Origin of the sequence: Nonomuraea fuscirosea (assembly GCF_035917475.1) — a bacterium.
Lineage (GTDB): Bacteria > Actinomycetota > Actinomycetes > Streptosporangiales > Streptosporangiaceae > Nonomuraea > Nonomuraea fuscirosea.
This window is the reverse complement of sequence record NZ_CP109074.1, coordinates 4,282,352-4,301,329: the sequence shown is the minus strand read 5'-3', so window position 1 is coordinate 4,301,329 and position 18,978 is coordinate 4,282,352. Positions and strand designations below refer to the sequence as shown.

Annotated in this window: 18 protein-coding genes; 9 read left to right on the top strand and 9 right to left on the bottom strand. The window is 73.3% G+C overall.

What is annotated here, in order from left to right:
* Nucleotides 1–2: 2 nt before the first annotated feature.
* On the bottom strand, nucleotides 3–455 hold the full coding sequence (locus tag OIE67_RS19575; RefSeq protein WP_326642324.1) for a hypothetical protein: 453 nt from the start codon (nucleotides 453–455) through the stop codon (nucleotides 3–5).
* A gap of 268 nt (nucleotides 456–723) precedes the next feature.
* On the opposite strand from OIE67_RS19575, the gene OIE67_RS19570 reads away from it, so the two are divergent.
* Nucleotides 724–2,007: an MFS transporter gene (locus OIE67_RS19570; RefSeq protein ID WP_326642323.1), complete on the top strand. Its 1,284-nt coding sequence runs from the start codon at nucleotides 724–726 to the stop codon at nucleotides 2,005–2,007.
* A gap of 16 nt (nucleotides 2,008–2,023) precedes the next feature.
* Here the strand turns inward: OIE67_RS19570 and OIE67_RS19565 are convergent, their stop codons facing one another.
* The gene (locus OIE67_RS19565; RefSeq protein ID WP_326642321.1) at nucleotides 2,024–2,413 is read right to left on the bottom strand and encodes a VOC family protein; all 390 of its coding nucleotides are present in this window, start codon (nucleotides 2,411–2,413) and stop codon (nucleotides 2,024–2,026) included.
* Nucleotides 2,410–3,207: an arsenate reductase/protein-tyrosine-phosphatase family protein gene (locus OIE67_RS19560; protein ID WP_326642319.1), complete on the bottom strand. Its 798-nt coding sequence runs from the start codon at nucleotides 3,205–3,207 to the stop codon at nucleotides 2,410–2,412. Before OIE67_RS19560 ends, OIE67_RS19565 begins: the two co-directional genes overlap by 4 nt.
* Before the next feature lie 173 nt (nucleotides 3,208–3,380).
* On the opposite strand from OIE67_RS19560, the gene OIE67_RS19555 reads away from it, so the two are divergent.
* Complete coding sequence (locus OIE67_RS19555) at nucleotides 3,381–4,313, top strand: M48 family metalloprotease (RefSeq protein ID WP_326642317.1); 933 nt, start codon at nucleotides 3,381–3,383, stop codon at nucleotides 4,311–4,313.
* A 12-nt stretch (nucleotides 4,314–4,325) separates the two neighbouring features.
* Here the strand turns inward: OIE67_RS19555 and efeB are convergent, their stop codons facing one another.
* The 3 genes from efeB to efeU are packed head-to-tail and all read right to left on the bottom strand — an operon-like array spanning nucleotide 4,326 to nucleotide 7,521.
* The gene (efeB, locus tag OIE67_RS19550; protein WP_326642315.1) at nucleotides 4,326–5,552 is read right to left on the bottom strand and encodes an iron uptake transporter deferrochelatase/peroxidase subunit; all 1,227 of its coding nucleotides are present in this window, start codon (nucleotides 5,550–5,552) and stop codon (nucleotides 4,326–4,328) included.
* Complete coding sequence (gene efeO / locus OIE67_RS19545) at nucleotides 5,549–6,685, bottom strand: iron uptake system protein EfeO (protein ID WP_326642313.1); 1,137 nt, start codon at nucleotides 6,683–6,685, stop codon at nucleotides 5,549–5,551. The genes efeB and efeO overlap by 4 nt, the downstream gene beginning before the upstream one ends.
* Nucleotides 6,686–6,696: 11 nt before the next feature.
* On the bottom strand, nucleotides 6,697–7,521 hold the full coding sequence (gene efeU / locus OIE67_RS19540; protein ID WP_326642311.1) for an iron uptake transporter permease EfeU: 825 nt from the start codon (nucleotides 7,519–7,521) through the stop codon (nucleotides 6,697–6,699).
* Between the two features lie 110 nt (nucleotides 7,522–7,631).
* On the opposite strand from efeU, the gene OIE67_RS19535 reads away from it, so the two are divergent.
* Together OIE67_RS19535 and pdxR are read left to right on the top strand one after the other, a co-directional pair.
* Entirely contained in the window at nucleotides 7,632–8,024 is a 393-nt protein-coding gene (locus OIE67_RS19535) for a BlaI/MecI/CopY family transcriptional regulator (RefSeq protein ID WP_326642308.1), read from the top strand.
* 10 nt (nucleotides 8,025–8,034) lie between these two features.
* Nucleotides 8,035–9,462: a MocR-like pyridoxine biosynthesis transcription factor PdxR gene (gene pdxR, locus OIE67_RS19530; protein ID WP_326642306.1), complete on the top strand. Its 1,428-nt coding sequence runs from the start codon at nucleotides 8,035–8,037 to the stop codon at nucleotides 9,460–9,462.
* 34 nt (nucleotides 9,463–9,496) lie between these two features.
* On the opposite strand, the gene OIE67_RS19525 is transcribed toward pdxR, so the two are convergent.
* Nucleotides 9,497–10,861, bottom strand: coding sequence for an FAD-binding oxidoreductase (locus OIE67_RS19525; RefSeq protein WP_326642304.1), 1,365 nt, complete (start codon nucleotides 10,859–10,861; stop codon nucleotides 9,497–9,499).
* Nucleotides 10,862–11,054: 193 nt separating this feature from the next.
* Here OIE67_RS19525 and OIE67_RS19520 point away from each other — a divergent pair, with 193 nt between their 5' ends.
* Entirely contained in the window at nucleotides 11,055–11,867 is an 813-nt protein-coding gene (locus tag OIE67_RS19520) for a MarR family winged helix-turn-helix transcriptional regulator (protein ID WP_326642303.1), read from the top strand.
* A gap of 77 nt (nucleotides 11,868–11,944) precedes the next feature.
* On the top strand, nucleotides 11,945–12,583 hold the full coding sequence (locus tag OIE67_RS19515; protein WP_326642301.1) for an NAD(P)-dependent oxidoreductase: 639 nt from the start codon (nucleotides 11,945–11,947) through the stop codon (nucleotides 12,581–12,583).
* 41 nt (nucleotides 12,584–12,624) lie between these two features.
* On the opposite strand, the gene OIE67_RS19510 is transcribed toward OIE67_RS19515, so the two are convergent.
* Entirely contained in the window at nucleotides 12,625–13,755 is a 1,131-nt protein-coding gene (locus OIE67_RS19510) for an SWIM zinc finger family protein (protein ID WP_326642299.1), read from the bottom strand.
* A 20-nt stretch (nucleotides 13,756–13,775) separates the two neighbouring features.
* Nucleotides 13,776–16,508, bottom strand: a complete 2,733-nt coding sequence (locus tag OIE67_RS19505; RefSeq protein WP_326642297.1) for a DEAD/DEAH box helicase — start codon at nucleotides 16,506–16,508, stop codon at nucleotides 13,776–13,778.
* A gap of 102 nt (nucleotides 16,509–16,610) precedes the next feature.
* Between OIE67_RS19505 and OIE67_RS19500 the strand changes: the two genes are divergently transcribed.
* The 3 genes from OIE67_RS19500 to OIE67_RS19490 are packed head-to-tail and all read left to right on the top strand — an operon-like array spanning nucleotide 16,611 to nucleotide 18,974.
* Nucleotides 16,611–17,228: a DedA family protein gene (locus OIE67_RS19500; RefSeq protein WP_326642295.1), complete on the top strand. Its 618-nt coding sequence runs from the start codon at nucleotides 16,611–16,613 to the stop codon at nucleotides 17,226–17,228.
* Nucleotides 17,212–18,339 carry a sensor histidine kinase gene (locus OIE67_RS19495; RefSeq protein WP_326642293.1) on the top strand — a complete coding sequence of 376 codons (1,128 nt, stop codon included), beginning with the start codon at nucleotides 17,212–17,214 and terminating at the stop codon, nucleotides 18,337–18,339. Before OIE67_RS19500 ends, OIE67_RS19495 begins: the two co-directional genes overlap by 17 nt.
* Complete coding sequence (locus OIE67_RS19490) at nucleotides 18,330–18,974, top strand: response regulator (RefSeq protein ID WP_106239917.1); 645 nt, start codon at nucleotides 18,330–18,332, stop codon at nucleotides 18,972–18,974. Before OIE67_RS19495 ends, OIE67_RS19490 begins: the two co-directional genes overlap by 10 nt.
* The last annotated feature ends 4 nt before the right edge of the window (nucleotides 18,975–18,978 follow it).

The following is an 18,978-nucleotide window of genomic DNA, read 5'->3' as shown; positions in this document are numbered from 1 at the left end:
GATCACGCCGGGACGGGTCTCGTGGCTCTCACGTACGACCTGGTCATCTCCAGGGACACGGCGATCGCGACGATCCCGAGGAGTCCGTGGTACCACTGCCAGCCCACGCCGATGCCGACGAAGCCGTCCACGATCATGATGCCGCCCCCGCCCACGACGGCCAGCGTCATCCCGGCCAGGACGAGCAGCATCAACGCCCGCGGCACCCTGCGGCCGACCGGTGTGACCGTGGCCATGGCGACGCACGCGCCCAGCACGCCGGTCGCGGCGGCGAGCCACTGCGCGGTGGCCGGGTCGAGGAAGTAGCCGGCCGCCTCGGCGGCCGACACGGGCGGTCCGCCCGGGAACCCGAGCCGGGCCTGCGCGGCGAAGACGGCCTTCCCGGCGGCGTAGCCGAGGAACAGTGCCGCCATCAGGTACGCCGGCCAGCGCCGCGGACGATGGAGATCGCTCATGGGCCCGATCGTAGGAAGCGTGACCCGTGCATCACCTCCCCGCGCAGGGGAGGGCGCCTCCCCCCAGCGGGGGATGAGGCGTGCGGGCGCGTGTCCGGCCGATCCGCCGGGACGGACCTGGAGCCCTTGACGGACAGATAGTCCATCTTCCTGGAGCCGGCGATGCCGGTGCCGCCCGCGCCGGCGCGGAAACCCAGGCGAGAAACCCGGACTTCTCATGCTAGGAAATAGGGCTCATCATCGGACGGGACCAGGGTGGTGCATCGGCGTGGCGCGGGCGGCGGAAGGCGAGAACATCGAACGGCGGCGCCGAAGGCGCTGGCCACTGCTGACGGCGGTGGCGATCGACTCCCTGGGCACGGGCCTGTATCTCCCGCTGTCCCTGCTGTACTTCCTCAAGGTCACCGACCTGGACCTGGCGACCATCGGGCTGCTGGTCAGCGTGACCACGGCGCTGACCCTGCCGGTGCCGATCGTCGTCGGGCGGCTGGCCGACCGGTTCGGGCCGCGGCTGGTGGTCGCCGGCGGACAGGCGCTGCAAGGGCTCGGCTTCCTGCTCTACCTGACGGTCTCCGAGGCGGGGTCACTGGTGGTCGCCGTCCTCGTGACGACGGTGGGGTCGCGGGTCTACTGGTCCTCGATCTTCACGCTCATCGCCGACCACGCCGACCACGCCCATCAGGTGGACGCCGAGGCGGCGGAGGCGAAGGATCACTGGTACGCGCGTACGGGGATGATCAGGGAGGCGGGCGCCGGCGGCGGGGCGCTGCTGGCCAGCGCGATGCTCGCCTTCGACTCCACGCGCGTCTACGACGGGCTGATCCTGGGCAGCGCGCTGGCGTTCCTGGCCGCCGCGCTCATGGTCGTGCTCACGGTGCCGGCGCTGCCGCATCAGCCGCCGCCGGCGGACCGTCCTTCCGGGCACCGGGCGCTGCTGCGTGACCGGCCCTACCTCGCGCTGATCGGGACGTGCACCATCTTCGCCCTGTGCAGCACGTTCCTCGCCCTGTCGCTGCCCGTCTACGTGGTCCAGGGGCTGTCCGGTCCCGACTGGGTGCCCGGCCCCCTCCTGGCCATGAACACGCTGCTGCTCGCCACCTGCACGGCCGCCCTGACCCGGTTCGTCCGCCGCCGCTGGACCCGCGCCCGCGCCTTGACCTGGGCCGGCGCGTTGTGGGCGCTGTGGTGCCTCGCGTCGGCGGTCGCCGTGCTGCTGCCGGCGCAGGTGCTGGTGCCGTACCTGGTGGCGGTGGTGCTGTGTTACACCGTCGCGGAGATGATCTCCGGCCCCGCGACGAACGCGCTGGCGGCGGACGCGGCGCCGGCCGGGTCGCGGGGCACGTACCTGGCGTCGTTCCAGTACTCCTTCGCCATCGCGAACATCCTCGCCCCCGGCCTGTTCGGCCTGCTCTTCAGTCAGAACCGGCTGCTCCCGTGGCTGGTCGTCGGCCTCCTCGCGGCGCTGGGCGCCGTCCTCATGCTGCGCCTGGAGCGCCGGCTGCCGCAGGAACGCCCGCCGGCCAGGAGCGGCCTGCCGGAAAGCGCGGGCTGACGCCGGCCGGGTCGGATCAAGCCTGGGCGGGCTGGAACAGTTCGACCAGGTTGCCCGCCGGGTCGGTGAGCAGAATCTGGCGTCCGCCGGGGCCGGCGACCACGTCGCTGGAGAAGGACGACAGCCCGGCGGCGCGGAGGCGGGCGATCTCGGCGTCGAGGTCGCCGACGATGAGGTGGATGCGATTGCCTCCGGCGGCGAGGCCCGTGGGGGTGGCGCGGGCGCCGGAACTGGCCGGTCCGGACAGCAGCAGCCGCAGCGGTCCGCGTACGACGTCGGCGAAGGCGGGCGCGGCGTCGAGGCGCAGGGTGAAGCCCAGATGGGTGGTGTAGAAGTCGACGGCGGCGGCCACGTCGTCGACGAGATAGCGCACGCCGGCGAGCTGTTCCTGTGCTGGTGCGGTCAAGACGAGACCTCCTGTGACGTGAGGACGGGCAGCAGGTGGCGGATGCGGATGTCGATCTCCGCCACGACGCGGTCGAACGCGAGGTGACGGGCCTCCTCGTCCCGCCCGGCTCCGCTGCCGCCGGAAGCGGGGGAGCCGGGCGCGGCGGGGTCGGGGATGCTCCAGTGCACTGTGCGGGAACGGGGCCCGAAGCTGGGGCAGACCTCGCGGACCTTGTCGCACAGGCTGATCACGTAGTCGAAGCGGCGGCCGGCCAGGGTGTCCAGATGCCGTGGACGCTGGTCGCTCACGTCGATGCCGTGACGTTCGCGCAGGACGCGTACGGCGTCCGGGTGCAGCCGCTCCCTGGGGTGGCTGCCCGCGCTGGCCGCCTCGGCCCGGCCGGCGGCGTGGTGGCGCAGCAGGGCCTCGGCGATCGGGGAGCGGGCGCTGTTGCCGGTGCAGGCGAACAGCACCACCGGCGGGCGGGCGGACGCCGCTGAAGATGGAGGCGGGAGCGGGGACAGGCGGAGCGCGGGGTGCAGGAGGGCGCCGGTGTCGGCCAGCGCCGCGGCACAACGTTCCAGGTCGAGGTGGTAGTAGCTGTCGCGGCCGTCGAACGTGCTGCGGCGGGCGGTGACCAGCCCGCCCCTACGCAGCTCCCGCAGGTGGTAGGAGACCAGGTTTTGCGGCTCGGCGACCAGGTCGACCAACTCGCGGACCCGGTGGTCACCCGTGGCCAGCTCGATCAGCAGCCGCCACCGGATGGGATGGGCGGCCAGCCGGACGAAGGCCGGGGTGGGCGAGCTCACCATGACCCCGAGAATACATCAAACCAGTTTGATGTATAAGCCCCCATATCTCGGGCCGGAAGCGGATGCCGACGTCCGCCGTCCCTTCCTTCCGCCCTTCCGCGACGTTAGGTTAGGTTTGCCTAACGACCGCTCGTGGAAGCGGTCACCGGTGACGCGTTCGCGGGAGCACCACCTTGTTCGATCATTTCGTCTGGTCCGTCGTGGCGGCCCCGGTGGCGTTGGTCGTCGTCATCGCGCTGCTCGCCGACCGGCTGCCCCCGGCGCCCGCGGCCAGGGTCCTGGCCTGGTCGGCGGCGGGGACCGCGCTGGCGAGCGTGCTCAACGTGGTGGCGTTCGCCGTCAAGGCCGCCGCCGAGATTCCCGCGGTCGCCGGATATTTCGGGTGGTCCTATCAGACGGTGATCGCCGACACGGGCAATGTGCGCTGGGTTCCGTGGCTGTGCGTGGGCCTGCTGGTGTGGGCGGCGGTGGCCGCCGGCCGGGTGGTGCGGCGTCATCGCGGCGGACGCGCCCTCGCGGCGCGATGGGCCGGAGCCACGGCCCGCGACGGGGTCGTCATGGTACGGAGCCCGCGGGTGGAGGCGTTCGCCGTGCCGGGCAGGCCCGGCCACGTCGTGGTCACGACCGGGATGCGGAAGATCCTCACCGATCAGCAGTACGAAGCTCTGCTCGCCCACGAGCAGGCGCATCTCACCCAGGGCCATCCCCCGCTGATGGTGCTGAGCGACCTGGCCGGCGCGCTGCACCCCGCGCTGTGGTGGGTCTCCGGCCGGGTCGGCTACCTGGCCGAACGGGCCGCCGACGAGCACGCGGCGGCGGCGGTCGGCGACCGCACGGTCGTGGCCAGGGCGATCGGCACGGCGGCGCTCGCCGCGCACGGCCGGCCGTCGCCGCCGGCCGGCCGGTTCGCCTCCTTCGCCAGGCCGAGGCGCCCAGGCGCGATCCCGCGCCGGGTCGCCGCGCTGCTCGGCCACCAGAACGCCGGTGGCCGAACCTGGCCGGCCGCCATTCCGGCGGTGCTGGCGGCGAGTTCGCTCATCTGGACCGGAGAGGCCCTCTACGATCTGGTCGAACTGCTCGTTCTCGCCCACGGCGCCCTGCACTGAGGCGGGGATCGTTCATGCGAACAGGGCGCGTCCCCAGTAGTCCCCGGCGTCCCTGACGCCGGGCGGGCAGGCGAACACGCCGCTCGACACGTGCTTGATGTACTCGTTGAGCCGATCGGCCTTGGCCAGGCCCATCTGCACCGGCACGAACTGCTTCCGCGGATCGCGCTGGTAGGCGATGAAGAACAGCCCCGCGTCCAGCCGGCCGAGCCCGTCGGAGCCGTCGACGTAGTTGTAGCCGCGCCGCAGCAGATGCGCGCCGCCGTGGCTGCTGGGATGCGCCAGCCGTACGTGGGCGTCGGGTTTCATGGCCGCGAGGTCGACCGGGTCGAACTCGTTCTTCCGGCCCACGGGCGCGCCCTCGCCCTTGCTGCGGCCGAAGATCTCCTCCTGCTCACGCAGCGAGGTGCGGTCCCACGTCTCGACGATCATGCGGATCTTCCTGGTCACCAGGTAGCTGCCGCCCGCCATCCAGCCGGCGCCGTCCTCCGCCCTGGCCCAGAGCTGGTCGCGCAGCAGGGCCGCGTCCTCCAGCTTCATGTTGTTGGTGCCGTCCTTGAAGCCCATCAGGTTGCGCGGGGTCACCTGGGCGCGCGAGGTGGAGGACGTACGGCCGAAGCCGAGCTGCGACCAGCGCACCGACACCTTGCCGAAGCCGATCCTGGTCAGGTTGCGGATGGCGTGCACGGCGACCTGCGGATCGTGCGCGCACGCCTGCACGCACAGGTCGCCCCCCGAGATCTCCGGCACCAGTTGCTCGCCGGGGAACTTCGGCAGGTCGGCCAGGGCCGCTGGGCGTCTGGCGGCCAGCCCGAAGCGGCGGTCGAACAGGGACGGGCCGAACCCGATCGTCAGCGTCAGCCCCGAGGCGGGCAGGCCGAGCGCCTCACCGGTGTCGTCCGGCGCGGCCTCGGGCGAGCCGCCGGCCGCGCCGAGGGCGCCGGCCTCCTGACCCTGGGTGAGCCGGGCGGCGGCGGCCGTCCACTCCTGCAGCAGGTCCACCAGCTCGGCCCGCTCGTCGGTGACGACGTCGAAGGCGACGAAGTGCAGCCGGTCCTGGGCGGGCGTGACGATGCCCGCCTGGTGCTCGCCGTAGAAGGGAAAGGGGTCGGCGGTGGTGGCGTGCGTGGCGGCCGGCTCCTGGAGGAGCGAACGGGACGCGATCGCGCCGGCGCCGGCTGCGGCGACTCCCGCCGCGCCGAGGCCGAACACCTTCCTGCGACTCAGCCGTTCGTTCATCGCGCCACGATCGGTGCGATCTCGCTGATCGGCTCGGCCAGCGCGTTGATCACGTCGGACAGGCGCTTGAGCTCGGCCTTCGACAGCTCGTCGTGCAGCCGCCAGCCGTCACCCTTGCGGTGCTCGCCCAGCTCGGTCTCGGCGGCGGCGAACTTCTCGTCCAGGGTCTTGACCAGGTCGGGCGCCCGCTCCTCCAGCACCGGGCGCAGCGCCTGCACCGCGGCCTTGGAGCCCTGGAGGTTGGCGTCGAAGTCCCACAGGTCGGTGTGCGACCAGGTGTCCTCCTCACCGGTGATCTTCCCGGTGGCCACCTCGTCGAGCAGTTCCTTGGCGCCGTTGGCCAGGTTGAGCGGGGTGAGCTCGGCGGCGTTGGCCTTGGTCACGATGGTCTTGACGTCGGCGATGAGCTTGTCGGCGACGGGCCCGTCCTTGCTCACGTCCTTGGTGATCCACAGATCCTTCTCGATCTTGTGGAAGCCGGTCCACTCCTCGCCGTCGGCGAGGTCCGCCTCGCGGGCGTCGATGGCCGGGTCGAGGTCGCCGAAGATCTCCGCCACCGGCTCGATGCGCTCCCAGTACGTACGCGAGACCGAGAAGAGCTCCTTGGCCTTGCCGATGTCGCCCGCCTTGACCGCGTCCACGAACTCCTGCGTCTTGACCAGCAGCGTGTCACTCTGCGACTTGACGTAGCGCTGGTAGCTCCGCGTGGCCTCGGCGAGCTTGGCGTCGGCGGTGAGCGGCTTGTGCTCGCCGGTCACCTTCAGCGGGTTGCGGATGCCCTTGCCGGCCATGCCGGGCTTGCACGCCGTCTCGTAGGTTCCGGCGGGCAGCTCGGCGATCAGCTCGCGGGTCAGCCCGGGGACGATGTTCTCCACCTCGGCCAGCACGCGGTCGCCCGGCGCGTACACGTAGAACTCGGTCACCTTGCTGCCGCCGTTCGTGATCGCGAACGTGCTGGTGCCGGCCGCGACCTCCGAGACGGCGACCTTGCACTCGGTGTCGCTCGCGTTCACGGTGACCTTGCCCGGCTTCGGCGCCGCGCCCGGTGCGGGGGCCTCCGCCGCGCAGGCGGTCAGCGCGGTCAGCCCGGCCAGGGCTAGAGCGCCGGCGGTGAGACGGATGGTGGCGGACATGGTGCTCCTGTTCAGACCGCGGGCGCGGGGGAAGGCTGGGTGCGCGCGGGGCGCAGGAAGAGGAAGAGCGTGGGGAGCAGGTAGGCGGCCCACGCGAGGGTCTCCGCGACGCTGGGCTGCGGGGTGATGTTGAGCATTCCGGCCAGCAGGGCGCCGTACCAGGAGTCGGCGGGCAGGACGGCGCTGAGGTCGAAGGCGTAGGTGCTCAGGCCGGGCAGGACGTTCGCCTCCTGCAGGTCGTGCACGCCGTACTTGAAGATGCCCGCCGCGACCAGGATGAGCAGCAGGCCGGTCCAGGTGAAGAACTTGGTCAGGTTGATCCGGACGGCCGACTTGTACAGGCCGTAGCCGAGCGCCACAGCGGCGAGCAGGCCGAGGCTGATGCCGATGAGCGGCTGGGCCGAGGTGGTCGCGCCCTGCACGGAGGCGAAGAACAGCAGGGTGGTCTCCAGCCCTTCGCGCGCCACGGCCAGGAAGGCCATGACGACGACGGCCACCGGCCCGAGCTCCAGCGCGCCGGCGAGCTTGCCGCGCAGCTCGCCGGAGAGCGCGCGGGCGGCCCGGCGCATCCAGAAGATCATCCAGGTGACGAAGACGACGGCCAGCAGCGAGGTGATCGCGTCGAAGAGCTCCTGACCGGTGTGGCCGAGCCTGGCGGCGGTGAAGGTCAGGATCGCGCCGAAGCCGACCGAGAGCGCCACGGCGGCCAGCACGCCGGTCCAGACGTGCGGCAGCCGGTCCGAGCGGTCGCTCTTGACCAGGAAGGCGACCAGCACGGAGACGACGAGAGCCGCCTCCAGTCCTTCGCGCAGGCCGATGAGAAAGCTGGCGAACACCGATTGCTCCAATGCTTGGGCGAGCGGGCCAACGCTCAGCCCTGCTACACGCTTGTAGAAGTTAACATAGGCTCACCTAACTAGCCAGGCGGGCCGGTAGGGTGGGCGTGATGAACGAAGATCCGGCGGACGGTTCTCCCGATCAAGGCCGGCGCCGCCGGCCCGGCGAACTGGAGGCGGCGATCCTCGCCACTCTGCGCGACGCGGGGCGCTCGCTCACGCCCGGTCAGGTCCTCGAGCTCGTCGATCCCGAGGGCGGGCTGTCCTACAGCGCCGTCGTCACCACGCTGGTCCGCCTGCACCGGAGGAAGGCGGTCGCCCGCCGCCGCGAAGGACGCGCCTACCGCTACGGCGCTCTCACCGACGCCGCCGGGCTGGTCGCGCAGCGGATGAGCGCCCTGCTCGACGCCGAGGACGACCGCGCGACCGTGCTGCGGCGGTTCGTCGGCGAGCTGCATCCGGGCGACGAGGAACTCCTGCGCCGGTTGCTGGCCGACGAGTAGGGTCCGTTCCGTGGGGCGATCGAGGACCGGTTCCGGGCCGGCCGAGGACCTGCTCATCGAGCTGGACCGCGACACCGGAGTGCCGCTGCACCGGCAGATCGAGGCGTCCATCCGCACGAGCATCCGGGCCGGCCGGTTGCGCGCCGGTGCGTCACTTCCGCCCACCCGCACCCTCGCCTCGGGGCTCGGGGTTTCCCGCGGGGTGGTCGTGGAGGCCTACCAGCAGCTCGTGGCCGAGGGCTACCTGGCCAGCCGCTCGGGCGGCTACACCCAGGTCGCGGCGTCGATGCCGCCGGCCGCCGCCGGCGCGGACCCCGCACAGGCGACGGCGCCGAGCCCCGGTTTCAAGGTCGACTTCGGGTACGGGCGCACCGACGTGTCGCAGTTCCCCCGGGCCGCCTGGCTGCGCTCGGTCCGCAGTGTGCTCACCACCACGCCCAACGACCGGTTCGCCTACCTCGACGGGCGCGGCGTGCCCGAACTGCGCCAGGCCCTGTGCGACTACCTCAACCGGGTGCGCGGCACCGTGGCCGTCCCCGGCAACGTGGTCGTCTGCAACGGCTACGCCCAGGGCATCTCGCTGCTGATCCAGGTGCTCGCGGCCCGCGGCGTCGAGCGGATCGCCATGGAGGACCCCTCGTCCGCCGACGACGCCCGGGTGCTGGCCGTGGACGCGGGACTCGACGTGGCCGGCATCCCGGTGGGCCCGGACGGCGTCCGGACCGACGCGCTCGACCGGGCCGACGCCGACGCGCTGATCCTCACGCCGTCGCACCAGTGGCCGACCGGCGGGGTGCTGCCGGCGGCGGCCAGGGCCGAGGTGATCCGCTGGGCCAGGCGCCGCGGCGCGATCGTGATCGAGGACGACTACGACGCCGAATACCGCTACGACCGCTCTCCGGTGGGGGCCATGCAGGGCCTGGCCCCCGACCACGTCGTCTACTGCGGCACGGCCAGCAAGACGCTCGCGCCGGGGCTGCGGCTCGGCTGGATGGTGCTGCCCGCCCACCTGGTCGCCGACGTCACCGCGGCGAAGCTGCTCGCCGATCGCGGTTCGCCGGTCATCGACCAGCTGACGTTCGCCGACTTCCTCGGCCGCGGCGAGTTCGACCGTCACCTGCGCCGGATGCGCCCGGTGTACCGGCGGCGCCGCGACGCCCTGCTCGGCGCGCTGCGTACCCTTCTGCCTGAGCTGCGACCGGCCGGGATCGCCGCCGGGCAGCACGTGGTCGCCTGGCTTCCGCCCGACCTCGACGAGGCGGCCGTGGTGGCGGCCGCCGCCCGGCACGGGCTCGGTGTTCAGGGCGTCGGGCCGTACCGGATCGCCGCCGCCGGGCCCGGCGGCCTGATCTTCGGTTACGCCATCCTCGGCGAGAGCGCCATCGCCGAAGGGGTCGCGCTGCTGGCGACGGCCATCCGGGAGGTACGGAGCTCCTGACGCGGCCGGTCACGATGCTCGCCGCCAAGGCCGGTCACCGTGCCGATTGCGCCGGGCGGATGTTCTGGTTCAGGTGGAACACGTTCGCCGGGTCGTACGCGGTCTTCACGGCGGTCAGCCGGGCCAGCTTCGCGTCCGAGTACGCCCGCCGCACGCCACGCCGCTCATCGGCCAGTTCGTCGGCCGTCAACGAGTTGACGTAGATCCCGCCGGCGTACGGTTCGAGCGCGGCCCCGGCGGCGCGGGCGGCACCCATCCTGGCGTCGTCCTCGGCCGGGTCGCTCCAGCGCGAGCCGGCGCCGAACTCGAACATCGTGTCGCGGTGGCTGAACGCCGCGTCCGCCTCCGGGACCTCGGCGATCGCGCCGCCGTGCGCCTGGAGGCCGACGCCCGGCAGGCCCGGGTCGGCGCTCAGGTCGGAGCCGCCGCGCAGCAGAAACGCCTCGATGGCCGCGGTGGGAAAGCTTCGCAGGTAGTGCCCCTTGGCGTAGCGGCGGTACGCGTGGCCGCCGGTGGAGTCCTCGCGGCGCTGCAGTTCGACGTACGACGGCGTGGTGACTCGGGTGGCGACGGGACGCCCGAGCGCCCGCATCGCGGGCAGCAGCCGGCGGCCCTCGGCCGGGTCGCCGACCCACACGAACCCCAGCGTGGCGATCGGGCCGGAGGGAGTACTGCCGACACCGGCGGTGAACGTCGCCTGCCGGGGTGCGACCGCGTTCAGGTCGCGCCAGCCCTCGATGACCGGGACGGCGTCCTCGGCGCGGAAGTCGAACTCGGCGACCAGGGTCCGCGTGCCGGTGTGGTGCAACCGGAACACGAACTCGGTGACGACGCCGAAGTTGCCGCCACCGCCGCGAAGACCCCAGAACAGGTCGGGGTGCTCGGTACGGCCGGCGGTCACGACGTCGCCCTCGGCGGTGACCACCGTGTAGGAGACGACGTTGTCGCAGGCCAGGCCGTACTGGCGGGCCAGCCAGCCCATGCCGCCACCGAGGGTGAGCCCGCCGACGCCGGTGTGGGAGACGTTGCCGGCGGTGGTGGCCAGGCCGTACGCCTGGGAGGCCCGGTCCAGCGCGCCGAGCAGCGCGCCGCCCTGCACCCGGGCCAGGCGGCGGGCCGGGTCGATCCGCACGCCGCCCATGGGCGTCAGGTCGATCATGAGGCCGTCGTCGGGCACGGCGAAGCCGGCGGCGTTGTGGCCGCCGCAGCGCACGCCGATCTCCAGGTCCTGTTCGCGGGCCAGCCGCACCGCGGCCACCACGTCGGCGACGGATGCCGCGCGGACGATCATGCGTGGACGCCGGTCGATCATGGCGTTCCAGACGGTACGGGCGCTGTCGTAGCCGGCGTCGCCAGGCGTGAGCACCTGGCCCTCGAAGCGGGTCGCTGTCGTCGTCATGTCCTCAGCCTGGCAGGAATCGGTACCCTCGATAAGGTCCGATCCGACCAGCTGTTAGAGGACCAATTCACGGTATGGCGGAATCGGCGAAAAATCTTCGGCCCGAGTCGTCGAATCCGGGCCGCGTCGTTCGTAGCCAGGGTGAAGGGCCGCCCACGAGGGGCGCCGTCACGACCGAAAGAGACGCCGACCGATGCTGACGCACCCACAGGCCAAGATCCGCCGCATGTTCGAGCTCATCGAGCCGATCGCCACCATCACCTTCTCCGAGGCGGTGAACGAGGCGTTCCTGGCGCTCGGCATGCGCGACTACTGGGACGGATACTTCGCGGGCCGCGCCGCGCCGCTGGGACTCGCGCCGGCCGGGGTGGTGCACGCGGTGTTCTACAACTTCGCCGAGGGCGAGGTGGCCCGCCACATCCCCTGGGTCTGGGGGAAGATCACCCCGGAGGAGGCGATCGCCGTACGCGAGCGCAGCAGCGCCGCCGCGCTGCGGCAGCGGATCGGGGAGCTCGCCGACCAGCCCGGCCTGGCGCGGGCCGCCGACCTCGCCACCCGGGCGGCCTGCAGCGCGCCGACCGAGGGCCGGGCGCTGTACGCCGGGCTGCGGGAGCTCGCCGTGCCCGAGGAGCCGGTGGCCAGGCTGTGGCACGCGGCGACGCTGCTGCGCGAGCACCGGGGGGACGGCCACAACGCCGTCCTGCTCGCCCACGGCATCGGCGGCACCGAGGCCCACGTCCTGCTGGCCCTCTCGCTCGGGATGCGGGCGGAGGACTTCGGCCGGATCCACCACCTGCCCAAGGCGCGGCTGGCCGCCGTCGTCGACGGGCTGCGCGCTCGCGGCCTGGTGGACGCGGCCGGCGGGTTCACCGAGGCCGGCCGGGAGACCAAGGAGCGGATCGAGGCGCGCACCGACGAGCTGGCCGCTCCGGCGTACGACGTGCTCGCCGCGGACGAGCTCGACGCGTTGATCGCGGGGCTGGAGCCGATCGCCGCCGCGCTCTAGGACGAGCGGGCACGCGGGGCGCTATGGTGGGTGTGAGTGGACACTTACTCACCCCCACGGAGAAGGAGTGGATCGGCATGAGGCTCACCGTATTCGGAGCGACCGGCGGCACCGGGCTGGAGCTCCTGCGTCAGGGGCTGGAGGTGGCCCACGAGATGACGGCCGTCGTCCGCGACGCCTCCCGGCTCCCCGCCGACCTGCGGGACCGCCTCGACGTCGTGGAGGCCGACGTCATGGACCCGGACGCCGTCGCGCCGGCGGTCAAGGGCCGCGACGCCGTGCTGAGCGCGATGGGCACGCGCGAGCGCGGCCCCACCACGGTCCATTCCGGCAGCATCGCCTCCATCATGGCCGCCATGCGCCGCACCGGTTCGCGCCGCCTGCTGATGGTCAGCGCCTCCGGCATGGTGGCCGGCCCCGACGACGGGCCCCTCATCCGGTACGTGCTCAAGCCCCTCGTCGTCCAGCGCCTGTTCCGCCACTCGTACGCCGACCTGGCCAGGGCGGAGGAGCTGCTGCGAGCCGGCGACCTCGACTGGACGATCGTGCGCCCGTCCCGCCTGACCGACGCCGGCCGTACCGGCTCCTACCGCACGGCCATGGACCGCAACCTGCGGGGCGGCATGAACACCACCCGCGCCGACCTGGCCGCTTGCCTGCTGGAGCTGATCGGCGACGGCGCCTCGGTGGGTCATGTCGTCTCGGTGGCCACCTGACCCGCGCCCGCGTCCAAGACGCCGCGTTCAGGACGCCGCGTTCAGGACAGCAGGGCCGCCGGGTCGCGCTCGGGCGGCCCGGCGGGCCACCAGTCGCCTTCGCGCAGCGTGAAGGGGTACCAGCGGCCGTCGCGGCCGTAGCGCAGTTGCAGGGAGCCGAGCGTCCAGCGGTTGCGCCAGATCCGCACCTCCGGCCGGGTCTCCTCCTCCCAGGCGGCCTCCAGCAGCGCCTGGGCCCTGGCGACATCGCGGCGCGGCGGCGTCCAGGCGGTCTCCAGCGCGTCCAGGCCGTCCGCGCCGCCGTACCGCCAGGCCTGCACGGCGGCGTCCGGGAGCCCGCCGAGGCCGAGGTCGTGCTCGGCGGCCAGCCTGACGTGGTCCTGATGTTCGGTCAGCTCCGGCAGGCGGCCGCGCAGCAGCAGCTCGCGGGCCCGCGCGGCGGCGGAGGCGGCCAGCCCGGCCAGGGCGGCCACGTCAACGCCCGGGGCCGGCGCCCAGGTGGGGAGCGTGCGGGGGACGTCGGCGGGCGGCGGTTCGGGCAGCGCGGGCACGCCCGCCGCGTACGCCGGCGCGACCGGCACCCCCGCCGGAGCCGCCCGGGTGGAGGGGGCCGGGGCGTCGCGTCCCTGCAGGGCCTCGACGAGGTCGCGCTCGCCGCGGCCGCGCAGGAGCAGCAGCACGAACGGGTCGGCGTCCAGCAGCCAGGACGCCTGGTAGCACAGGGCGGCGGCGTGCTTGCACGGGTGACCCCAGTCGGGGCAGCCGCACTCGGGCTCCAGGTCGCCGACTGCGGGCAGCAGCGGCACGCCCGCGTACTCGGCGGCCTCGACCAGGTCGTGTGGCATGTCACCGTCGAGCAGAGCGGCGATGTGCCCGGACTTGGCGGCCACCTGGTCGAGGAAGCGTTCCCAGGCGGCGTCGCCGAGCTGCTCGACGCGGACGACGGTGTCGTACTCGCTCTCGGCGACGGCGGCCAGCCGGCCGGGGCTGACGGTGATGGGGCCGAGCTGGCCGGTCTTGGCGTACGCGCGGCCCTTGCGCAGCAGCTTGTGATCCAGGGAGGTGTCCTCCATGGCCTGGACCCAGGCGCGCCCCCACCAGGTGGTGGCGAAACGGGCGCCCGCGCGCTGCGGGGGGAAGGCGGGGAAGCCGCGGGCGGCGCTGGCGGTCATCGGGGCTCCAAGTGCGGGGGTCATCTGAGCTCCACGAGGGCGGCGAGCTCGGCGTCGGTCAGCTCGGTGAAGGCGGCCTCGCCGGAGGAGAGCACGGCGTCGGCTAGCGAGCGCTTGGCGGTGAGCATCTGGGCGATGCGGTCCTCGATCGTGCCTTCGGCGATGAGGCGGTGCACCTGGACGGGTTTGGTCTGGCCGATGCGGTAGGCGCGGTCGGTGGCCTGGTCCTCGACGGCGGGGTTCCACCAGCGGTCGTAGTGGATGACGTGGTCGGCGCGGGTGAGGTTGAGCCCGGTGCCGGCGGCCTTGAGCGAGAGCAGGAACACCGGGGCGCTGCCGTCCTGGAAGCGCTGGACCATCTCCTCGCGGCGGGCCACGGGGGTGCCGCCGTGCAGCAGCTGGGTGGCCACCCCGCGGCCGGTCAGGTGGCGGTCCAGCAGGCGGGCCATGGCGACGTACTGGGTGAAGACCAGGACGGCGCCGTCCTCGGCGACGATGGTGTCGACCAGCTCGTCCAGCAGTTCCAGCTTGCCGGAGCGGCCGGGCAGGCGCGGGTCGGCCTCGTGCAGGTAATGGGCGGGGTGGTTGCAGATCTGCTTGAGCCCGGTGAGCAGCTTGACGATGAGACCGCGCCGGGCCATGCCCTCGGCCTCGGCGATGCCGGCCATGATCTCGCGGACGACCGCCTCGTACAGGCCGGCCTGCTCGGTGGTGAGGGCGACGGGCCGGTCGGTCTCGGTCTTGGGCGGCAGCTCGGGGGCGATGCCGGAGTCGCTCTTGCGGCGGCGCAGCAGGAACGGGCCGACGAGCCGGGAGAGCCGCTCGGCGGTCTCGCCGTCGCCGGACTCTACGGGTTTGGCCCAGCGGGCCCTGAACGTGGCGAGCGGCCCGAGCAGGCCGGGCGTGCTCCAGTCGAGGATGGCCCACAGCTCCGACAGGTTGTTCTCCACGGGGGTGCCGGTCAGGGCGACGCGGGCGGCGGCGGGGATCTCGCGCAGCGCCTTGGCGGTGCCGGAGGCGGGGTTCTTGACGTGCTGGGCCTCGTCGGCGACGAGCAGGCCCCAGGGGTGGGCGGCCAGCGCGGCGGCGTCCACGCGCATGGTGGCGTACGTGGTCAGCACGAAACCCTCGTCCGCGAGCGTGCGTCCCGGACCGTGGTAGCGGCGGACGGGAACGCCCGGCGCGAACCTGGAGATCTCGCGTTCCCAGTTGCCCAGGAGCGAGGCGGGGCAGACCACGAGCGTGGGACCGGCGCTCCCGTCCTGGTCGCGGTGCAGGTGCAGCGCGATGAGGGTGATCGTCTTGCCCAGGCCCATGTCGTCGGCCAGGCAGGCGCCCAGGCCGAGCGAGGTCATCCTGGCCAGCCAGCGCAGCCCGGCGAGCTGGTAGTCGCGCAGGGTGGCGGCCAGGCCGTCGGGCCGGACGGCGTCGGCGGGCTCGGACAGGCGTTCGCGCAGCTCGTTCAGCCAGGCGGTGGGCTCGACGGGCACCTGCTCGCCCTCGACCTCGACCGTGCCGGTCAGGGCGGCGCCGAGCGCCTCGATGCCGGTCAGCGGCTTGAGGTCGCGCTGGCGGGCCCGGCGGGCCAGGTCGGGGTCGATGAGCACCCACTGGTCGCGCAGCCGTACGACGGGGCGGTGGCCCTCGGCCAGGCGGTCCATCTCGGCGGCGCTCAGGCGTTCGCCGCCGAGGGCGAGCTGCCAGTCGAAGCTGGTCAGGTGGTGGCCGCCGAGGAAGGAGGGCATGTCGGAGGGCGCGGGGTCGCGGTCTCCGATGACGGCGCGGGCGCTGAGGCCGCGTACCAGGGACTTGGGCCAGTGCACGTCCACGCCGGCCGCGGCCAGGCGGTCGGCGGCGCCGGCCAGCAGCTGCTCGACGTCGCCGTCGGTCAGGATGAGCTCGTCGGGCACGGCGCTGTCGAGCAGCCGCTCCAGCCGGGGCCAGGCGCGGGCGGCGCGGCGGACGGCGAGGGTGGCCTCGATCTTGGCGCGCGGCCCGAAGCCGGGGTCGGCGCCCTGCCACAGGTCTGCGGCGTCCACGACGAGGGACGGGTCGGCCAGGCTGTGCAGCTGGGCGACGGCCCGGAATTCGGCGGCGAACTCGGCGGCGGACAGGTCGCCGGCCTCGATGCGCAGCGACAGCCGCAGGCCGGCGTCCAGCCCGGCCGAGACCTCCTCCGCCCAGCCGCGCAGGTGCGGGACCTTCACCGGCTTGACCGCGGCGTAGGCGGCGGCTCCGGTGGCGCGGACGGCGCCGGGCGAGCGCGGCATGGCGTCGGCGACGGCGTCGAGGAAGGCGCGCAGGAGGGGTTCTGCGTCCGGCAGCAGCAGCTCGCCGGCGCCGTCCACCGGGACGGCGCGGGCGGCGGCGGGCATGGCGGCGGCCAGTTCGCGGACGCGCTGCAGGTCGTCGGCGTCCAGCGGGCCGGCGCGCCAGGAGTCGTGGTCGCCGGGGGAGAGGCTGGGCAGGATGCGTCCGCGGGTGAGCAGTTGCAGCGCGATGAGCGCGGCGCCGCCCCAGAAGCGGGCGGCCGGGTGGGCGCCGGGGTCCTTACGGGCTCTGGCCAGGGTGGCCACCGCCGTGCCGACGGGGACGAGGGTGGCCGGGACGGTCCTGGTGCCCGGCTCTTCAGCGTCGGCGATGGTGATCAGGTCGTCGCCGCCGGGGTCGAGGAAGGCCACGTGCCCCGATCGTGGCGGGTCGCCGGGCTGGAAGATCGCCGCGTGCCGGGCCAGGTCCGTGGAAGAGCTCACGGCCGTACAGTGTACGGGGCGGATGGGGTGTGGTTTACCCCAGTGCCATCCGGGCAGCGGCCTCATTCCGCACGTTCCCCGATTTTTCATAGCCTTGATCTCATGACTGACTGGCTGGTTGGACTGATGGAGAGCCTGGGCGCCCCCGGCGCCGGGATCGCCATCGCCTTGGAGAACCTGTTCCCGCCCCTTCCTAGTGAGGTGATCCTGCCGCTGTCGGGCTTCACCGCCAGCAAGGGCGAGATGGATCTCCTCGACGTCCTGGTGTGCACGACGCTCGGCTCGGTGATCGGCGCGCTCGCGCTGTACGCGGTCGGAGCGCTGCTGGGCCGTGAGCGCACCCTGGCCATCGCCGGAAAACTTCCCCTGGTCAAGACCTCCGACATCGAGAAGACCGAGGCGTGGTTCCAGCGCCACGGCCGCAAGACCGTCTTCTTCGGGCGGATGATCCCCATCTTCCGCAGCCTCATCTCCATCCCGGCCGGCGTGGAGCGGATGCCGATCCTGACGTTCACGCTGCTGACCACCGCGGGCAGCGCCATCTGGAACACCATCTTCGTGATGGCCGGCTACTGGCTGGGCGAGCAGTGGGAGCTGGTGGAGTCCTACGTCGGCATCGGCACCTACGTGGTGATCGGCCTCGTGGTGCTGGCGATCGTCGTCTTCGTCGGCGTCCGGCTGGCCGAGCGGCGCAAGGGGAGGCATGCGAACCGCCCTTGACGGGTTGCGCCGGGCCGGCGCGGCGGGCGGCATCACGGTCGGGGTGGTGGCGCTGGGCGCGCTCACCGCTCTGGTCGAGCTGGCGTTCCTGGTGCTGACGCTGCCGTTCCTGGGCAATCCCAACATGCGGGCGTCGGCGCGGCGGCTGGCCCGGCTGGAGGCGTGGCGCCTGCGCCTGGACCCGTCCGCGCTGGACGCGCTGCACGATCGCGAAGGCGGCCGGGCGACAGGTTATCTGGCCGCGCGGGTGCCGGCCGGGGTGCTGGGCGGGCTGGTGCTCTTCGTGCTGGTCTTCGGGGCCGTGACCGCCGTCCGTATGGCGGCGGCGTGGGGCCGGGGCGAGCCGTTCGACCGGATGCTGCCCACGGCGCCGCTGGTGGCCTACCTGTCGCTGGCCGGGTTCGTGGCGCTGTTCCTGGTGCTGTCGGGCCTGGCCGGGGTGCACGCGCTGGAGCGCCGCCTGGCGCTGCGCCTGCTGGGCCCCGACCCGACCGAGGCGCTGGAACGGCGCATCGCCGAGCTGGCCGAGAGCCGGGCGGGCATCGTGGCGGCGGTGGACGCCGAACGCCGAAGGATCGAACGCGACCTGCACGACGGCCTTCAGCAGCGGCTGGTGGGGCTGTCGATGCTCATCGGCCGCTCGCTGCGCGGCCGCCCCGAGCTGCTCCAGCAGGCCCACCAGGAGGCGCAGCAGGCGCTGGCCGAGCTGCGCGAGGTGGCCTGGCGGGCCTACCCGAGCGGGCTGGACTCACTCGGGCTCGGCGAGGCGCTGGCCGGGGTGGCCGAGCGCTCCAGCGTGCCGGTCACGGTAGATTGCCGGCTGGACGAGCGGCCGCCCATGGCGGTGGAGACGGCGGCGTACTTCGTGGTGTGCGAGGCGGTGACGAACGCGGCCAAGCACGCCGGGGCCGCGCTCATCACGGTCGAGGTCGAACGGGAGGACGGGGCGGTGGCCGTACGCGTGCGCGACGACGGCGCGGGGGGCGCGCGGACGTCCGGCGGCGGATTGTCGGGGCTGGCCAGGCGGGTGGCGGCGCTGGACGGCCGGTTCGAGGTCAGCAGCCCGGCGGGCGGGCCGACGGTGGTCACGGCGGTGCTTCCGTGCGGGTGATCCTGGCCGAGGACTCGACGCTGCTGCGTGAGGGCCTGATCCGGCTGCTGCTGGAGGAGGGCCACGAGGTGCCGGCCGCCGTCGGTGACGGGCAGGCGCTGGTGACGGCGGTGGCGGAGCACCGGCCGGACATCGTGGTGGTGGACGTACGGATGCCGCCCACCCACACCGACGAGGGGCTGCGGGCCGCGCTGGAGATCAGGCGGCGCTGGCCGGCGATCAAGGTGCTGGTGCTGTCGCAGTACGTGGAGAAGCGCTACGCCACCGAGCTGATGAGCTCCGACGTCGAGGGCGTCGGCTACCTGCTGAAGGACCGGGTGGGCCAGGTGGGCGACTTCCTGGACGCCCTGGACCGGGTCGGCGCGGGCGGCGCGGCGTTCGACCCCGAGGTGGTGCGGCAGTTGCTGGCGCGTACCACGCAGGTGGATCCGCTGGCCCGGCTGACGGCGCGCGAGCGCGAGGTGCTGGAGCGGATGGCGCAGGGGCTGACCAACGCCTCGATCGCCCAGTCCCTGCACGTGTCGCAGAGCGCGGTGGAGAAGCACGTCAACTCGCTGTTCGACAAGCTCGGCCTGTCGCACACGACCGGCTACAGCCGCCGGGTGCTCGCGGTGCTGCACTTCCTGGAGTCGTGAACGG